The 14,853-nt window shown below is 69.5% G+C and carries 12 protein-coding genes; 3 read left to right on the plus strand and 9 right to left on the minus strand.

Translation table 11 applies throughout. From position 1 onward, the window contains the following. Nucleotides 1–64: 64 nt before the first annotated feature. From ACWEFV_RS16635 to ACWEFV_RS16655, 5 genes are all read right to left on the minus strand, one after another. Nucleotides 65–817: a hypothetical protein gene (locus ACWEFV_RS16635; RefSeq protein ID WP_450070973.1), complete on the minus strand. Its 753-nt coding sequence runs from the start codon at nucleotides 815–817 to the stop codon at nucleotides 65–67. After that, the gene (sigM, locus tag ACWEFV_RS16640; RefSeq protein WP_450071026.1) at nucleotides 768–1,379 is read right to left on the minus strand and encodes an RNA polymerase sigma factor SigM; all 612 of its coding nucleotides are present in this window, start codon (nucleotides 1,377–1,379) and stop codon (nucleotides 768–770) included. Before sigM ends, ACWEFV_RS16635 begins: the two co-directional genes overlap by 50 nt. 141 nt (nucleotides 1,380–1,520) lie before the next feature. Further along, on the minus strand, nucleotides 1,521–5,204 hold the full coding sequence (gene murJ / locus ACWEFV_RS16645; RefSeq protein ID WP_450070974.1) for a murein biosynthesis integral membrane protein MurJ: 3,684 nt from the start codon (nucleotides 5,202–5,204) through the stop codon (nucleotides 1,521–1,523). Then, complete coding sequence (locus tag ACWEFV_RS16650; protein WP_286175236.1) at nucleotides 5,201–7,690, minus strand: DUF6049 family protein; 2,490 nt, start codon at nucleotides 7,688–7,690, stop codon at nucleotides 5,201–5,203. The genes murJ and ACWEFV_RS16650 overlap by 4 nt, the downstream gene beginning before the upstream one ends. Continuing rightward, entirely contained in the window at nucleotides 7,687–8,490 is an 804-nt protein-coding gene (locus ACWEFV_RS16655) for an NUDIX hydrolase (protein ID WP_135459671.1), read from the minus strand. Before ACWEFV_RS16655 ends, ACWEFV_RS16650 begins: the two co-directional genes overlap by 4 nt. Before the next feature lie 84 nt (nucleotides 8,491–8,574). On the opposite strand from ACWEFV_RS16655, the gene ACWEFV_RS16660 reads away from it, so the two are divergent. Together ACWEFV_RS16660 and ACWEFV_RS16665 are read left to right on the plus strand one after the other, a co-directional pair. Further along, nucleotides 8,575–10,032: a CCA tRNA nucleotidyltransferase gene (locus ACWEFV_RS16660; RefSeq protein WP_135459670.1), complete on the plus strand. Its 1,458-nt coding sequence runs from the start codon at nucleotides 8,575–8,577 to the stop codon at nucleotides 10,030–10,032. Nucleotides 10,033–10,050: 18 nt separating this feature from the next. Next, complete coding sequence (locus tag ACWEFV_RS16665) at nucleotides 10,051–10,542, plus strand: pullulanase (RefSeq protein WP_450070975.1); 492 nt, start codon at nucleotides 10,051–10,053, stop codon at nucleotides 10,540–10,542. 10 nt (nucleotides 10,543–10,552) lie between these two features. Here the strand turns inward: ACWEFV_RS16665 and ACWEFV_RS16670 are convergent, their stop codons facing one another. Both ACWEFV_RS16670 and ACWEFV_RS16675 read right to left on the minus strand, forming a co-directional pair. Beyond that, nucleotides 10,553–11,329: a TIGR03084 family metal-binding protein gene (locus ACWEFV_RS16670; RefSeq protein ID WP_450070976.1), complete on the minus strand. Its 777-nt coding sequence runs from the start codon at nucleotides 11,327–11,329 to the stop codon at nucleotides 10,553–10,555. Between the two features lie 23 nt (nucleotides 11,330–11,352). Continuing rightward, nucleotides 11,353–12,588: an MFS transporter gene (locus ACWEFV_RS16675; protein ID WP_135459668.1), complete on the minus strand. Its 1,236-nt coding sequence runs from the start codon at nucleotides 12,586–12,588 to the stop codon at nucleotides 11,353–11,355. A 136-nt stretch (nucleotides 12,589–12,724) separates the two neighbouring features. On the opposite strand from ACWEFV_RS16675, the gene ACWEFV_RS16680 reads away from it, so the two are divergent. Then, on the plus strand, nucleotides 12,725–13,330 hold the full coding sequence (locus ACWEFV_RS16680) for a YqgE/AlgH family protein (RefSeq protein WP_135459667.1): 606 nt from the start codon (nucleotides 12,725–12,727) through the stop codon (nucleotides 13,328–13,330). A gap of 17 nt (nucleotides 13,331–13,347) precedes the next feature. On the opposite strand, the gene ACWEFV_RS16685 is transcribed toward ACWEFV_RS16680, so the two are convergent. Continuing rightward, on the minus strand, nucleotides 13,348–13,698 hold the full coding sequence (locus tag ACWEFV_RS16685; RefSeq protein ID WP_044514280.1) for a hypothetical protein: 351 nt from the start codon (nucleotides 13,696–13,698) through the stop codon (nucleotides 13,348–13,350). A 58-nt stretch (nucleotides 13,699–13,756) separates the two neighbouring features. Continuing rightward, complete coding sequence (locus ACWEFV_RS16690) at nucleotides 13,757–14,692, minus strand: LpqN/LpqT family lipoprotein (protein WP_135459666.1); 936 nt, start codon at nucleotides 14,690–14,692, stop codon at nucleotides 13,757–13,759. Between the last annotated feature and the right edge of the window lie 161 nt (nucleotides 14,693–14,853).

The raw sequence follows: 14,853 nt of genomic DNA on the forward strand, positions 1-14,853 counted from the left end.
TACTCGGCACGGGTTGCAACGTCAGCCTAGGCCCGATGTGTTCCCAGGTGAGTTGTAGGACAGACTACGGATGTTTCACCGGGCGTTTGATCACGGTCTGGGCCAGTGACCCGGCGTGACCGGTATCGCAGTCCGCGGCGAGCACCACGGCGACGACGGCGTCGGGTGGGTCGGGCGTTTTCGGGGGTACCACGACCAGCACACCGTGTTGACCGGCCACCTCGAGCGGCTTGGCGCCCAGAATCCGGACACCAGAGGGGTACCCCAGTGCGGTGAGGCAGGCGGTGCGGCGCTTCGCGTCGGTCAGGGGCCCCAGGTCAGGTGGTTCCGACAGCAGGCCCAGGATCTGGGATTCGGACAGCCCGACCTCGCCGCGTGGCGGTGAGACCGTGATCTGGCCGAGGCTGACCCTCGTCGAGGGTGCCTGACCTGCCGGGCGCACCAGTACGACGCCGCCGAGCACGGCGGCCGCTGTGGCCGCCCCGGCGCCGGCCACAGCCGCGATCGACTTCCAGCGTTTCGTGGACGGTTTCGCTGGGGCCGGTTCGGCCCGCAGCGCCTCGGACAACCGGGCACTGACCTCGGCGGGCACCGGGGGAGCGGATTGTGAATCCGCACCCAGCTCCCGGAGATCGCGGCGCACCCGATCGAGGGCGGCCAGGGTGCTCCTGGCCTCGGGGCCGGCCAGCGGGTCGGTGCGCACACGCCGGCGGATGTCCGCGGCGGTGGCGTCGTCGAGCAGGCCGGCCTGCAGATCAGCCAGGAGCTCAGCAGGAATCGGGCCGTCCGACGGCACTCGGGGCGTGCTGCCGTTCATCGGCTTCAAAATACTGGAGCAGGCGGGCCAGCTTGTGTCTGGCGCGGGCGCAGCGGCTCTTCACGGTGCCCTCGGCCACCCCGAGCAACTGCGCCGTCTCGGCCACCGAATAACCCTGCATGTCGACCGCCACCACCGCGGTACGCTGCTCGACCGGCAGCTGCATGAGCGCCCGCTCCACCACGATGGCGGTGGCCACCCGCGGTGCCGGGTCACCGGCCGGGTCGTGCAGGTGAAGCAGATGACCGAACTCGTACTGGGACACCGTCGGCTGGGTACGCGACCGGCGCACCCGGTCCAGGCAGGCGTTGACCACGATCCGATACAGCCAGCTGCTGACCGCCGAGTCATGGCGGAACGACGCGGCCGTCCGATGCGCCGAAAGCAGGGCCTCCTGCACGGCGTCGTCGGCGTCTTCGTGGTGGCGGCTGGTCAGAAATGCCAAGCGGCGCAACTGCCGATGGTGTCGGAGGACCAGCTCCTCGAACGCGTATCGGTCCCCGGCGACGTGGGCGGCCAGCAGTTCGGCATCAGAACGCGTGACGGTGTCATGCCCCCGCAGCTCCTCCGTGGCCGGCGTGCCGGCTCCCCCGAACCTTCTCACACGCTGAACCTAAACGCTGTCGGGCAGCGGCCTGGACACTTGTTTGCTCCGCGCGCTATAACTCCTGGTCAACGCCCCAACTCGGCTGGGGATGACGGTTCAGGACGCCGCTTTGATGGTGACTTCGGAGATGTCGGTGCGGCTCTTGCCGTCCACGGTGCCCAGCGTCGAGATCCACACCAGGACGTATGAGGTCGACGACGCCTTGTTCACCGAGATGGTGTTGGAGCCGGGCTTCAGCGGGGTAGCCGGGGTCAGCTCGGTGGTGTCCGACAGTGACGACGGGGTGGCGGACTGGGCCGAGCGGATCTGCACCGAGGTGCCGGTGCTCGTCACGTTGAGGGTGACCGAGCCGACGACGGTCGGCTGCGGCAACTGCAGCATCAGGCCGACACCGTTCTTGAACCCGGGGAACGGGGAGGGATCCGAATAGGTGTCGGTGGACCACGCTGTGCCGGTGTTGCCGTCGATGGCCTGTCCGGCGGTAGCCGGTGAATCGGCTTCACCCTCAGGCGAGAACACCGTGGCCCGAACGGGTTTCACCGTGCTTCCGGTGGCGGCCGAGGAAGTGTCCTGGGTTCCGTCGCTACTCGACGGCGCGTTCAGGCCGAGCTCATCCCGGTTGAGACCGCCGCCGACGTCGCCGAAGATGCTGTTGAGCACCGAGGCCATCACCAGCAGCGCCACCAGGATGATCCCGGCGCCGACGCTGATCCCGATGATCAGGCCCTTGCGGCGCCGCGCTTCGGCGGCTTCGTGTTCCTCGGGCGTCTCGTGCACCCGGACCGGGGCGGCCGGAGCCGGGGTCTCCTCGACCGACCCCAACAGCTCGGTCCGATCCGCGATGGCGGTGGCCTGTTGCAGCAGATTCAAAAGGGTTGGAGCACTCCGGATCCCACCACCAGGCTGGACGGCGCGAGCGGCTGCAGCCGAGATCTGGAACGGGATGTCGCGGTCGACTGCGCGCGGCTCGACCGGCTGCCCGGCCTGGTCCAGGGCGGCAGGCTCCAAGCCGCTGCGCGACCCGGACTCCGGCAGCGGCCACCGATTCACCAGCAGCGCGTAGAGAGCCGCACCGATACCCCGGATGTCGTCGTCAGGTGTGGCGTCGGGCATGGTGGCCGGGAAGGCAAGCGCCACATCGCCTTCGATGCTGACCCGCACCCGGCCCGGGTGATCGATCGACAGCGCAACCCCGGCACGATGGGCGGCCTCGGCGGCAGCGGCCAGCGACTGGATGGCCCGCGCCCCACCGATCGGGGACGGCGAGGTATCGGCCACCTCCGCCAGCGAGCCGCCGCGAATCCACTCAGAGACGATCAGGCCGCCTGATCCGCTGTGGGCCACATCGAGCACGCGCGCGATACCGGGAACGTCGATGCGGCTGAGTTTGAGGGTGCGCGAAAGGATCTCCTGCACCTGCGCGTCGGACATGGTGGCGTCCGGGTCGACGAAGGTCAGCGCCACCTGACGGTCCAGTGCGGTATCCAGCGCCTGCCAGAACTGCAGGTGCGGTGGGCCGCCGTGGAACACGAGCAGCCGGTAGCGGCCCTCGGCGATCGTCGCCCCCGGAATGAGGTGCACATCTTCTTCGGACGATTCCAGTGCGGCATCGTTGGGAGAGGCGAACGAGATCGGCTCACGGGTCGGATCGCCGCCGTAGTCGGTGAGTGGGCGCGTCGCCCCGTTCGACCGACCCGCGGCCGCGTCGTCGGAAGCGGCGCCCTCGGCCGGTGTGGTGGCTTCCGGACCGGCAGGGGCCACGTCCGGTTGGAACTCGTCGGCGGCCGGACGCGGCAACTTCGTCGTATCGGTTGTCATGCCGGAACTCGACGTGGAGTCCAGTGCCGGGCCGTCCGCAGATTCGTCGGTCACCGGTGATCCTTTCCACATCCCCGCCCCGGCAACACCTGCCGGACTCCCGCCTCCGGCGGCTGCCGGGCTTGACGGCCACCCAGTGGGAGCAGAATTCCTCTGATCAGGGTACGTGACGGGCATGGGCGGATGAGGCCCGACGGGCGGCGCAATTGTTTGCGCGGCTACCTTTCCGGCCTCCGGCAGCGGCGCGATACGCCCACGCCCGAGTCGGCGGCGGACCATGGCCAGCGCCGACTGGGCCTCGGGCACCCGGGCCGCGAGCATCACGCCGGCAATGATCGGGACCATGATCACGCCGAGGACAACCAGGCGCAGCAGCGAACCCCCGGCACCGGCACGCGCGGTCAGTGCGTCCAACCCCAGCAGCCGGTCGGCCGCGTGGGCCACCAGGCTTGCGATCAACGAGGCCGCGATGGTCACCAGGATCGTGCGGATGACGGCGTCGCGCAGCAGCCGTCCGCCACGCGGTCGGAGGTTGGCCTTCAGCAGCAGATGGCCGACCACCGCCCCGGCCGCGAAACCAAGACCGTTGGCCAGGCCCAGGTAGCCGGCCACCATGTTGGGGTTGTCGGTCAGGTGGGGTGCGGCGATCGAGCCGATGATCTTGACGATCGTGATCACGACGATGATCAGGATCGGTGTCCACGGCTGCTCCCGTGCGTAGAACACCCGCAACTGCAGCAGCACCAGCGCGTAGGGGATCAGGGTGAAGGCCGAGAGCGTGATCGCCATCCCGAGGTACCCGGCGTCGGCGGCGCTGAAGTTGCCGTACGCGAACAGTGCGCTGCCGATCGCCGGCCCGCCGACGGTCATCATCGCCACGATCGGGATCAGCGTGACCATGGTCAGGCGGGTGGCCAGGGAAAGATCGTCGAGGACGGCGGGGACGTCGTCTGCCGCCGCGTTGCGGCTCAGGCGCGGCATCACCACGGTCAGCACCGTGACGCCGATCATGCCGAACGGCAGCTGCAGCACCAGCCAGGTGTAGTTGTAGATGGCCGGGCCGGAGGCGGAGGCCGAACTGGCGATCTGGTTGCCGACGATCAGGCCGATCTGGCTGACCAGCACGTAGAGCACCATCGCGGCAGCCATGGTGCCGAACTTCTTCAGCCGGGCGTCGATACCCCACAGCGGCCGCAGGCTGACCCGCTCGGCGCGGATCGCCACGAACAGGACCGCAGCCTGGACCACCACACCCAATGTGGTGCCGACGCCCAGGACCACCAGCTTGGCCGTGCCCAGCTCGACCGGATCGCTCGACAACTCACCGGGCACCAGGACGAAGACGCCCAGTGTCACGATCGCCACCACGTTGTTGAGAACGGGGGCCCAGGCCGGGGGGCCGAATACGTTGCGGGTGTTGAGGATCGCGCCGAACACCGAGGTCAGCCCGTAGAACAGCACCTGCGGCAGGAGCAGGTAGGCGAACGCGACGGTCAGCGGATCGTTCACCTGCGGATCGCTGCCGAGCATCAGCCGGACCAGCAGCGGGGCGCACAGCACCGAGAGCACGGTGGTGACCAGCAGCAGGGTGGTGGCCAGCGTCACCAGCCGGCGGATGAATGCGGTGCCGCCGTCGGGGTCGTCGCGCTCGGCCCGGGCCAGCACCGGCACGAAGATCGCGGTGAACGTGGCTTCGAGCACCAGCGCGGCGACCATGTTGGGCAGCTGGTTGGCCACCGAGAACGAGCTCGTCAGCGGTCCGCCGAGCAGGGCCATCAGCAGAACGAACCGGAGGAACCCGGTGATGCGCGAGATCAGCGTGGCGAACGCCATGCCCCATGACCGTGACACGACCGCGGAGTCGGACAGCTCCGCGCGTCCGGCCGGCCGGGCCGGGCCGGTCGCGTGCGGAATCCTCGGCGGGCCGGGTGGCCGGGCCGTGTTGGGGTCGGGGGAGGTCATCTGGGTCGGTCCGGACTGTGTTCGGCGGCCGCCTTCGGGGCGGCCTCGACAGCGTCTCCGCTGCCGGTGTCATTGTTGAACGCCATCGCGACGTCGAGCGGGTCAGGGTGTTCGCCCGGCGGGATGAGGTCCGCGCGGTCGGGCTGGCCGCGGAAGCGGTGCCACAACCGGCGACCGGCGAGCGCCACGAGCACCGCCCCGGCCGACAGCGTGATGAAGAACAGCACCTTGCCGTAGGCGTTGGAATGCACCGACAAACGCACCGGCTCACCGAGGGTCAGACCGTCGGCGGTCTGCAGGCTGACGTCGACGGCCACCCGCTGGGTGAAGTGCACCTCGATCGGTACCCGCAGCGGCAGGTAGCCGGGCGGCAGTTCGATCTCGCCCATGTCGGTGACGGTCATGCCGGGCGGCGTATCGACGTGCAGCCGGACCCGTACCGGCACCGGCAGGTCGTTGCGCAACGCCAGCGGGAGCGGGCTGCGTTCGGTGGCCAGCGTGTACGCCCCACCCGGGTTGACGATCGTCACCGCGCCGAACATGTCGTTGACGCTGCGGCTGACCGTCTGCAATCGCTGCTCGGCGAGCCCCTCACGGGCCTCCGGCGGCACGGACTGGCTGAGCGCCCGCAGCATGTCCTCCCGCAGCGGCGCGGTGTACTGCATGCCGGTCAGCCCGGTGCGCTCGTCGGTGGTCAGCGCGGCGGTCAGCCCCCACAACCGGCTGATCACCGCCGCGATGCCGCTGTTGATGTTCTCGTCGATGCTGCTGCGCGGGTTGCCGAGGGAGTCCGGCGGCGGGGGCGCCACGGGCTCGGGCGGTACGGCGTTGCTCTCGGCGATCACCGCGGGCAGCGGGCGCGGCACGGCCAGCCCGGCGTGGATCGTGGTGGCCACCGACGTCAGGATGGCCTGCGCGTCGTCGGCGTCGAGGGACCACACCAGCGGTGGCATCAGGATCTGGGTCCGGGGTTCCTCGGTGGGCGTGAGCCCGCGCCACAGCAGAGCACCCAGCGCATCCTGGCGGCGTGCGGTCTGCGAGTCGTGGCGTACCGGGATCTCCAGTGACGGGTCCAGGTAGGACGGCGCCACCGGGTCGGTGCCCGCACCGGCCAGCGCGGCACCGACGGCCGGGTCGAATCCGGCGGCCACGACCTCTGGCCGGTACCGCAGCGGCGCGACGTCGGCGGTCTCGGGAGCGCCGGTTTCCGAGTCCTGGGCCGCGATGTGAGCGGCCGAGATGGCGACCGTCTGGCCCTGGGCGGCCAGCAGGTCCAGGGCCGGCCGGGTGAGGGGGCCGTCGCCCAGGATGCTGGCCCCGCGGATCGAGGCGACGCCCAGAATCTGGTCGACGATGTCGCCGGCACCGTTGGTGGCGATCGCGCTCAGGCCCGGATCGCCGACCCGCTGCAGTGCGGTCAGATCGGCTTGCGCGTAGTTGGTGGGCGCCACGCAGAGCCGTGCGGCCAGGGCGCGCAGTCGATTCAGCCAGCCGATGGCGGCCTCCTGGCCGGTACCGGGGCGAGTCGGGGTCCTGGGCCCGGCGTCGGGCCCGTCGTTGACGACGTAGCCGCCCGTCATCGCGTTGACCGTGACCAACAGATCGGGGTCGACGGCAAGGCACAGGGTGGCTCGCATCTGGCCGCCGGAGTCGACGGTCGGCCCGGTGGCGAAGTCGGCTGCCGACAGCAATGTGTCGAGCCGTCCGCCCGGGGCCAGCGAGGCGGCGAGGCTGTCGTCGACCAGGCGTACGGGCGTCGTTCCACCGGGGGCGCCCGGGGCCAGCCGCGGCCGGTCGGCCAACGGCCAGAGCATGGTCATCCGTACCGGCTGCGACGTGTCCGGCGGTACCACCGAATTGAGGGTGTCCGCGGCTGACATCGAGTCGGTGCTGTTGTCTGCTTGCCGGTCGGACGGTACGCCGAGGACGGGCAGCAGGAAGCGGGCATCGTCGAGTTTGGCCGGGGCCCCGTAATCGGGCGTGCCGTTGACGTTGATCAGTACGGGGTAGACGCCGGGTTCGGTGATGTGCAGCGATCCGGCACCTTCGGCGCGCAGGGGGTAGGCCAGCGTGAATCCCACCGACTGGCCGCGCTGCAACTCCGGTGCCAACGTGACGAAGTCGGCCACGGGCTCGAACCGGTCACCGTCTCCGGTGAGGTCGGTGCGCAGCTGGCTCGATGAGGTCACGGCCTTGGCGTGCTCCATCCGGATGTCTACGTCGCGTACCGGCCGGTCGCCGACGTTGAGTACGGCCCCGCTGACCGTCAGCACCGATTCACTGGTGGTGGTGACGACGTTGGGGGTGACGCGGTCGATCCGGATCTGCAGGAACGGCAGGGCACCGGGTTCGCTTGCGCCCGCACGGGGCAGGAGTACGGGGAGCGCGGCGGTGGACCACACCGAGAACAACAACACCACCGCTACAAGCACCACTGTGTGCGCCAGGAGGGAAACCCCTCGGCGCACCGCCGGGGCGGCGGTCACGGTCCCTGTCCGCATCCGTTCGTGCGCCGGCGGGGCTGGGGTTGCGCAGGGTCGTCGCGGCGGTGATTGCGGGCATGTGAATGGGTCTGGGGACGGCGCCGGGGCGCGCTGCGGGGCAGCGGCGGCAAGGAGCCGGGACCGTCGGTGTGCAGCTTGTCGATGAGTTCCCCGGCCACTTCGGCGAGCTTGCGCTCGTCGGCGTAGGCCAACCGGGAGGGCAGATCCCGCAGCGGGACCCAGGCGACCTCGGTCACCTCGACGTCGTCGTCGGACAGCTCCCCGCCCTGAAAGCGCAGGAGGTAATGGTGCACGGTCTTGTGCACCCGGCGGCCCTCGGTGACGAACCAGTAGTCGATGCTGCCGAGCGCGGCCAGCACGTCACCGCGGATACCGGTTTCTTCGGCGACCTCGCGGATCGCGGTCTGCTCGGCCGTCTCGCCGAGTTCGATGTGCCCCTTGGGCAGCGACCACAGCATCCGGCCGCGGCGATCGACCCGGCCGATCAACGCTGCCACCTGGGTGTCCTTGGGGCCGTCGATTCCGTCGATGACCAGACCTCCGGCCGACGTCTCGTGCACGGTGCGCAGCCGCTCCGGTGGCCGGCGCGGCCGCGATTTGTGCTGCTTGGACTGGTCACGCGGGGTGGGTGCGGGATTCGGGGAACCGGCGGTCGCCTCGCTGGGGCCGGCGGCGTCATTGCCCTGATCACCGGCCGGGGGCCCCGCCGCCCTTTGTGCACGACGACGGCCACGACGCCGGCTGCGGCGCCGTCGTGGTTTGGCCTGTTCGCCGTCCGACACCCAAGCGATAGTAGCTGCCACGGGGTTGGCCTCCTGCCCCACTCGCCGGTTGTGACCACACTGCGAGCATTAGGCTCATCGAACGTGTCCGACGCTGTTGTTACTGATGCCGAATTGTTGGCAGGCGCACTGGTCTCGCTGAACCACCGCGCCGAGGTACTGCGCGGGCTCGGTGCGGTGTTCGCCGCGGCGGGTCACGAGCTGTATCTCGTCGGCGGCAGTGTGCGCGACGCCCTGCTGGGCCGGCTGACCGAGCACAGCGATCTCGATTTCACCACCGACGCCCGCCCCGAGCAGATGTTGAAGCTCCTGCGTCCGTGGGCTGACGCGCTGTGGGATACCGGGATCGACTTCGGCACCATCGGCGTCGGCAAGGGTGAGCACCGGCTGGAGATCACCACGTTCCGGGCGGACAGCTATGACCAGGTGTCGCGAAATCCGACTGTCGAGTTCGGCGACAACCTCGGAGACGATCTGGTCCGCCGCGACTTCACCGTGAACGCGATGGCGGTACGCATCACGGCCGACGGCCCAGCCGAATTCCATGATCCCCTGGGCGGTTTGGCGGCCATCCAGGCCAAGGTGCTCGACACCCCGTCGGCCCCGCAGGTGTCGTTCGGGGACGATCCGCTGCGGATGCTGCGGGCGGCCCGGTTCGTGTCGCAACTCGGGTTCGGCGTGGCGCCGCGGGTGCTCGAGGCGCTGCTGGAGATGGCCCCGCAGTTGGAGCGCATCACCGTCGAGCGGGTTGCCGCCGAACTGGACAAGCTGCTGCTGGGCGCGGATCCCGTGGCCGGTGTCGATCTGATGGTGCAGACCGGGCTCGGTGACGTGGTGTTGCCCGAGGTCGGCGAGATGCGGATGGCCATCGACGAACATCACCAGCACAAGGACGTCTACTGGCATTCGCTGACGGTGCTGCGCCAGGCGGTGGACCTGGAGGACCAGGGTCCGGACCTGGTGTTGCGCTGGGCTGCACTGCTGCACGACATCGGCAAGCCCGCCACCCGCAAGCACGAGTCCGACGGCGGGGTGAGCTTCCACCACCACGAGGTGGTCGGCGCCAAGATGACCCGCAAGCGGATGCGGGCGCTCAAATACTCCAAGCAGATGGTCGACGACGTATCGCAGCTGGTGTATCTCCATCTGCGGTTCCACGGCTACGCCGACGACAAGGGCACGGGCAAGTGGACCGACTCGGCGGTGCGCCGCTACGTCGCCGACGCCGGCCCGCTGCTCGGCCGGCTGCACAAGCTGGTGCGCGCCGACTGCACCACCCGCAACAAGCGCCGTGCCGCGCGACTGCAGGCCAACTATGACGATCTGGAGAACCGGATCGCCGAGCTGGCGGCCAAGGAGGATCTGCAGCGGGTCCGGCCGGATCTCGACGGCAACGAGATCATGGAGATCCTCGGTATCCCGGCTGGCCCGCAGATCGGTGAGGCATGGCGGTATCTGAAGGAGTTGCGGCTCGACCACGGGCCGTTGTCCCGCGAGCAGGCCATCGACGAATTGTTGAAATGGTGGAACGCCAGGGGCTGATCGTGCGTCTGATCAGTCATGGACTACTGCCTGGGTGACCCCGACGGGACCGCGACCATCTTCACCGGGGTGCCCGATGTGGATGTGGACGGCAACGGCAGCCCCGACGGCATCGGTCTGGATTTCGACGGGGACGGCCGTATCGATGATGTCATGGCCGATTTCGACGGTGACGGTATCGCCGAGCGGGCGGTGCTCGACGTCGATGACGACGGGCAGGCCGAAAGTTACTTCTCCGACGACGGTTCGGGCACCTGGGCGGTGCGGGTGGACCGGTCCGGGCAGGTGCGCTGGTTCGGGTTGGACGGGGTCGAAAAAACCGGAGGGCCGCTGGTCGATTTCGACGGCGACGGCGCCACCGATGACCGGCTGCTCGATGTCGACGGGGACGGTTTGGCCGACCGGGTGCTCGGGCCGGGCTTGGCGTACGTCGACACCGACGGTGACGGGCGGTGGGACCTGAAGCTGGCCGACACCGATGGGGACGGCCGCGCAGACGCGGTCTCCTGACTCCGCGTGCTCAGCTCCGGCCGGAGCCCGGCGGCCCGGCGAAGGCCTGCGCGATGGTCAGCCACTTGGCCGCGTCGTCACCGACCGCGCTCACATCCAGTTCGGCGGGCGCCCGGCGCTGGGTCACCAGCATGCAGAAGTCTTCGGCCGAACCCGTCACGCGCTGCTGGGCGTCGTGCGGTCCCCACTCCCACAGCGTGCCGTCGGGAGCGCGCAGCTCGACCCGGAACGGCTCGGCGGGTGGTGTCAGTCCGTGCACGGTGAACGCGAAATCCCTTGTGCGCACGCCGATGTGGGCAATCGAGCGGAGCCGCGCGGTGGCGGGCCGGTGGACTCCCAGCGCGTCGGCCACATCGAGGCCGTGCGCCCAGGTCTCCATCATGCGGGCGGTGGCCATGGACGTCGCGCTCATCGGCGGGCCGAACCAGGGCAGCTTGCGCCCTTCGGCCACGTTCACCAGCTCGGTGTGCAATCTCGCGCGGGTCCAGCGCCAATCGGCCAGCAGCTGCTCGGGAGGCGTCAGCGCGAGTTCTTCGGCGGCGGCGTCGACGAACCCGGTCGGGTCCTGCATCGCCTCGGCGAGAACCGCGTCGAAACCGGCTTGGTCGGTGATCGCGATGACCGACACCCGATCGGTCCACAGCAGGTGGGCGATCTGGTGGGCGATGGTCCAGCCCTGGGCCGGGGTGGCGGTGGCCCAGCGCTCGGGCGGCAGGTCGGCCACCAGGGCATCGAGTTCGTCGCTCTCGGCGGACAGGTCGGCCACGATCGGCTCGGCGCTCACCATGGCGGCCAGCCTAGACCGCAGGGTCACACCCGCTTCGGGGATGCCAGCGTGGCGTGGAGTCCGAGGCCGACGAGATAGGCCACGGCGCCGGCGACCACCAGTGCCGGCGACCGCCCGTCGGCGGGAATCACCGCGGCCGCGCCCGCGATCGCCGCGACGAACGACATCCAGAACAGCGCGTCCTGCACGGTGAACACGTGGCCGCGCAACGCGTCGTCGACGTCGATCTGCATCGCCGAATCCGCGCAGAGCTTCACCAGCTGGCCTGCTGCGCCGAGCAGGAAGCCACAGGCCAGCATCACGGGCACATGCAGCCCGATGGCCACCAGCTGGATCAACACGGCGAGGCACAGTGCGCCGTTGGCGGTCGCGTAACGACCGAACCGGCCGATCGCCGCGGGAGCGGCCACGGTGGCCAGGAACTGGCCGATACCCCCGGCTGCCAGGAACAGGAATGCACTGCCCAGGCCCAGTCCGGTCACATCCGGGTTGTCGGTATGCCGGACGATCACCAGCACCAGAAGCGAGTTGATCCCGAACGCCATGCGGTGTGCGGCGAGCCCGCCCAAGGTGCCGGCGACGGTGGGCACTGCCCACACCGTGCGGGCACCGTGAACCCAGCCGGTGGCCACCGCGTACGCCACCGAGCCGTGAATGGTGCGCTTGCTCTCGTGCGGACCCAGCACATGCGCACCGAAGCGCACCGACAGCCACAACGCCAGTGCTACCGGAAGCGCGACGATGAACATCACCACCGAGGCGCCGGCGTCGTAGGCACCGAACAGATTGCGCGGCAGCAGCATGAAGACCGCGCCGAGGAATGCCGCCAACGCGCCGATGGCGGTAGCCACCGAGTTCATCGTTATCACCCGGTCGGCCGGCACCACGTCGGGCAGCGAGGCCGACAGACCTGAGGAGACGAACCGGGTCAACCCGTTGACGATCAGCGCGCAGCACAGAATGGGTACGTCGCCGACACCGAAGGCCAGCAGTGTGCCCACTGCCAGCACCACGAGCAGCCGGCCTGCGTTCGCCCCGATCAGCACGAGGCGGCGGTCCCAGCGGTCCAGCAGGGCACCGGCGAACGGGCCCAGCACCGAGTACGGCAGGAACGTCACCGCGAACGAGGCGGCGATCTGCCAGGGCTCGGCCTCGCGTTCCGGGTTGAACAGGATCGCGCCGGCCAACCCGGCCTGGAAAAGGCCGTCGGCGAACTGGCTGACCGCGCGCAACTCCAACAGCCGGCGGAATTCGGTCATGCCGCGCAACGAATGCCAGAGGGCACGGAGCGCGTGAGCATGAACCACCCGATCAACAGTACAAAGCTGCGCCGAAATCCGACCGCGCCCGGGCTTGTTCGCCACCTCGAGGCAATCGCGGTGCCATGATGTAACCGTGGCGCAGTCAGAAGACCCGGAGGATTTCATCGCGCCTGCGGCGCACCGGGTACGACCGGGCACGCTGCTGCTGGCCAATACCGATCTGCTGGAGCCGACCTTCCGGCGCAGCGTCATCTACATCGTCGAACACAACGCCGGCGGAACCCTCGGTGTGGTGTTGAACCGGCCCAGCGAGACAGCGGTCTACAACGTGCTGCCGCAGTGGGCGAAGCTCACCGCCAAACCCAAGACCATGTTCATCGGCGGCCCGGTCAAGCGGGACTCGGCGTTGTGCCTGGCGACGCTGCGGGTCGGCATGCAGGCCGACGGCGTGCCAGGGCTGCGGCACGTGCAGGGCCGGGTGGTGATGGTCGATCTTGACGCGGACCCGGACACGCTGGCCCCGGTCATCGAGGGCGTACGAATTTTCGCCGGGTACTCCGGCTGGACCATCGGTCAACTGGATGGCGAGATCGAACGCGACGACTGGATCGTGCTCTCGGCGCTGCCATCGGATGTGCTGATCGAGCCGCGGATCGACCTGTGGGGCCGGGTGTTGCGCCGTCAGCCGTTGCCGATGTCGCTACTGGCCACCCATCCGATCGACGTCAGCCGCAACTAGCGGCTATCTGCACTCCGTCACTTACAAGACAACGTGCAGCTGGCACATGAGCCGGCGCATCCCGCACCGGAAGCCGAACCGGCCTCCGCTGCCGCGACGGCCTTGGCACTCTGCCAGCAGCCGGCGGCCACTGTGGCGACGGCGCCGATGATGCACACCATGACGACCATCAGACCGGTGTGGGGTGCGGCGGCCAGGGCGGCGGCCCCACCGGCGGCGAGCATCACCGCGGCAGCCAGTTGGGTCGGGGCCACAGCCCTCAAGACTGACCGCACGGGATCACCGGTGCGAGGCCTGGTCAACAACCACAGCCCGAACACACCGACGATGACGGCGGCGCTCAGGCACAGCAGCGCGGCGATCAGCATGCGCCACACAATACGAGGCGCCGGTCGGTAAAGCGAGGTCGGGTTTGGTCCCGGTGGTTCAGCCCTGCAGGCCCAGGAGCTGGGGCAAACCCGGCGCCGGAGCCGGTGCGGGTGCAGCCGGAGTAGCTGGCGGCGGCGCAGCGGCCGGGGCCGGGGCGCTGACCTTGAAGCCGGACACGATCGCGTCGGCGGCGTCGGCAGCCGCGGAAACACCCTGGTTGGCGGCCGAGGAGTTCACCGACAACGACACCAGGTAACGGTCCGGGCCTGCGGTGGCCAGGATGTGCCTGCGTGAGGTGTTGAGCATCTGGCTGCCCGACAGATAGCTACCTTCGATGAAAGCCGACGGGAAGCCGTTGAAGTCGCCCATGGCCATGTCGGTGGGGCGCCAGTTCTGCAGCTGCTGGGTGTCGACGAAGCCGTGGCTGGCGGCTTCGACCGGATCGAAATTGCCGACGAGCTTGTAGACCACGACCTGTGCGTTGGGGGTGTAGAGGTCGGTGCTCGAGCGGTCGGCGATCACCGCGAAGGCGTCGGGCACGTTCGGGTCCGGCACTTTGGTCCAGCCCGAAGGCAGCGGCAGCACGATGCTCAGCGCCTTGAAATCGTGGCTGACCTGAGGCTGCATCTGCACGCCCTTGCTCTTGAAGAACTCGGCGAAGGTGCCTGACGAAGCCGGGGTGATGGTCTGGGCCACCGGAGCCGGCGCCGCGACCGCAGGTGCGGGGACTGCCGCGGCACCCGGGGCGACGGCCGCACCCGGGACGCCTGCGGCGGCTGGGGCGGCCGGAGCGGCAGCAGCCTGCGCGGGAGCAGCCGGAGCGGCGGCGGGGGCGACCGTGACGGTCTGGGTCACCGTCACCGGGCCGGGAACGCTGGGTGCCGGAAGTAGGGGCTCGGCTGCGGCGGTCTGACCGGCGAGGCCGACAACCCCGGCCACTCCGACGGCCGTTCCCGCTGCCAGCACCCGCCATCGGCGGGCCAACTCGATCATCACTCGTTCCCTCCGCAAACCGTGCCCTCACCAGGCAACCTCGTCTCTAGGGGGCGAGACTATCCACGGGGCACCGCCTGCCACCAGCAACTCAATCGACCTGGAACCAACCCCTGACAGAGCTGCGACGCAACCGATACCAAGCCGTGGCCAACGGAGGG

This window comes from Mycobacterium sp. NPDC004974 (genome assembly GCF_053600815.1).

Excerpts from the sequence above, each read along its gene's own strand:
- ACWEFV_RS16685 (WP_044514280.1), bottom strand. The coding sequence starts at position 13,698 with ATGCTGATCGCCGCGCTGCTGTGCCTGAGCGCCGCCGTCATCGTCGGT.
- ACWEFV_RS16665 (WP_450070975.1), top strand. The coding sequence starts at position 10,051 with ATGGACTACTGCCTGGGTGACCCCGACGGGACCGCGACCATCTTCACC.
- murJ (WP_450070974.1), bottom strand. The coding sequence starts at position 5,204 with ATGACCTCCCCCGACCCCAACACGGCCCGGCCACCCGGCCCGCCGAGG.
- ACWEFV_RS16690 (WP_135459666.1), bottom strand. The coding sequence starts at position 14,692 with ATGATCGAGTTGGCCCGCCGATGGCGGGTGCTGGCAGCGGGAACGGCC.
- ACWEFV_RS16670 (WP_450070976.1), bottom strand. The coding sequence starts at position 11,329 with ATGGTGAGCGCCGAGCCGATCGTGGCCGACCTGTCCGCCGAGAGCGAC.
- ACWEFV_RS16675 (WP_135459668.1), bottom strand. The coding sequence starts at position 12,588 with ATGACCGAATTCCGCCGGCTGTTGGAGTTGCGCGCGGTCAGCCAGTTC.
- ACWEFV_RS16635 (WP_450070973.1), bottom strand. The coding sequence starts at position 817 with ATGAACGGCAGCACGCCCCGAGTGCCGTCGGACGGCCCGATTCCTGCT.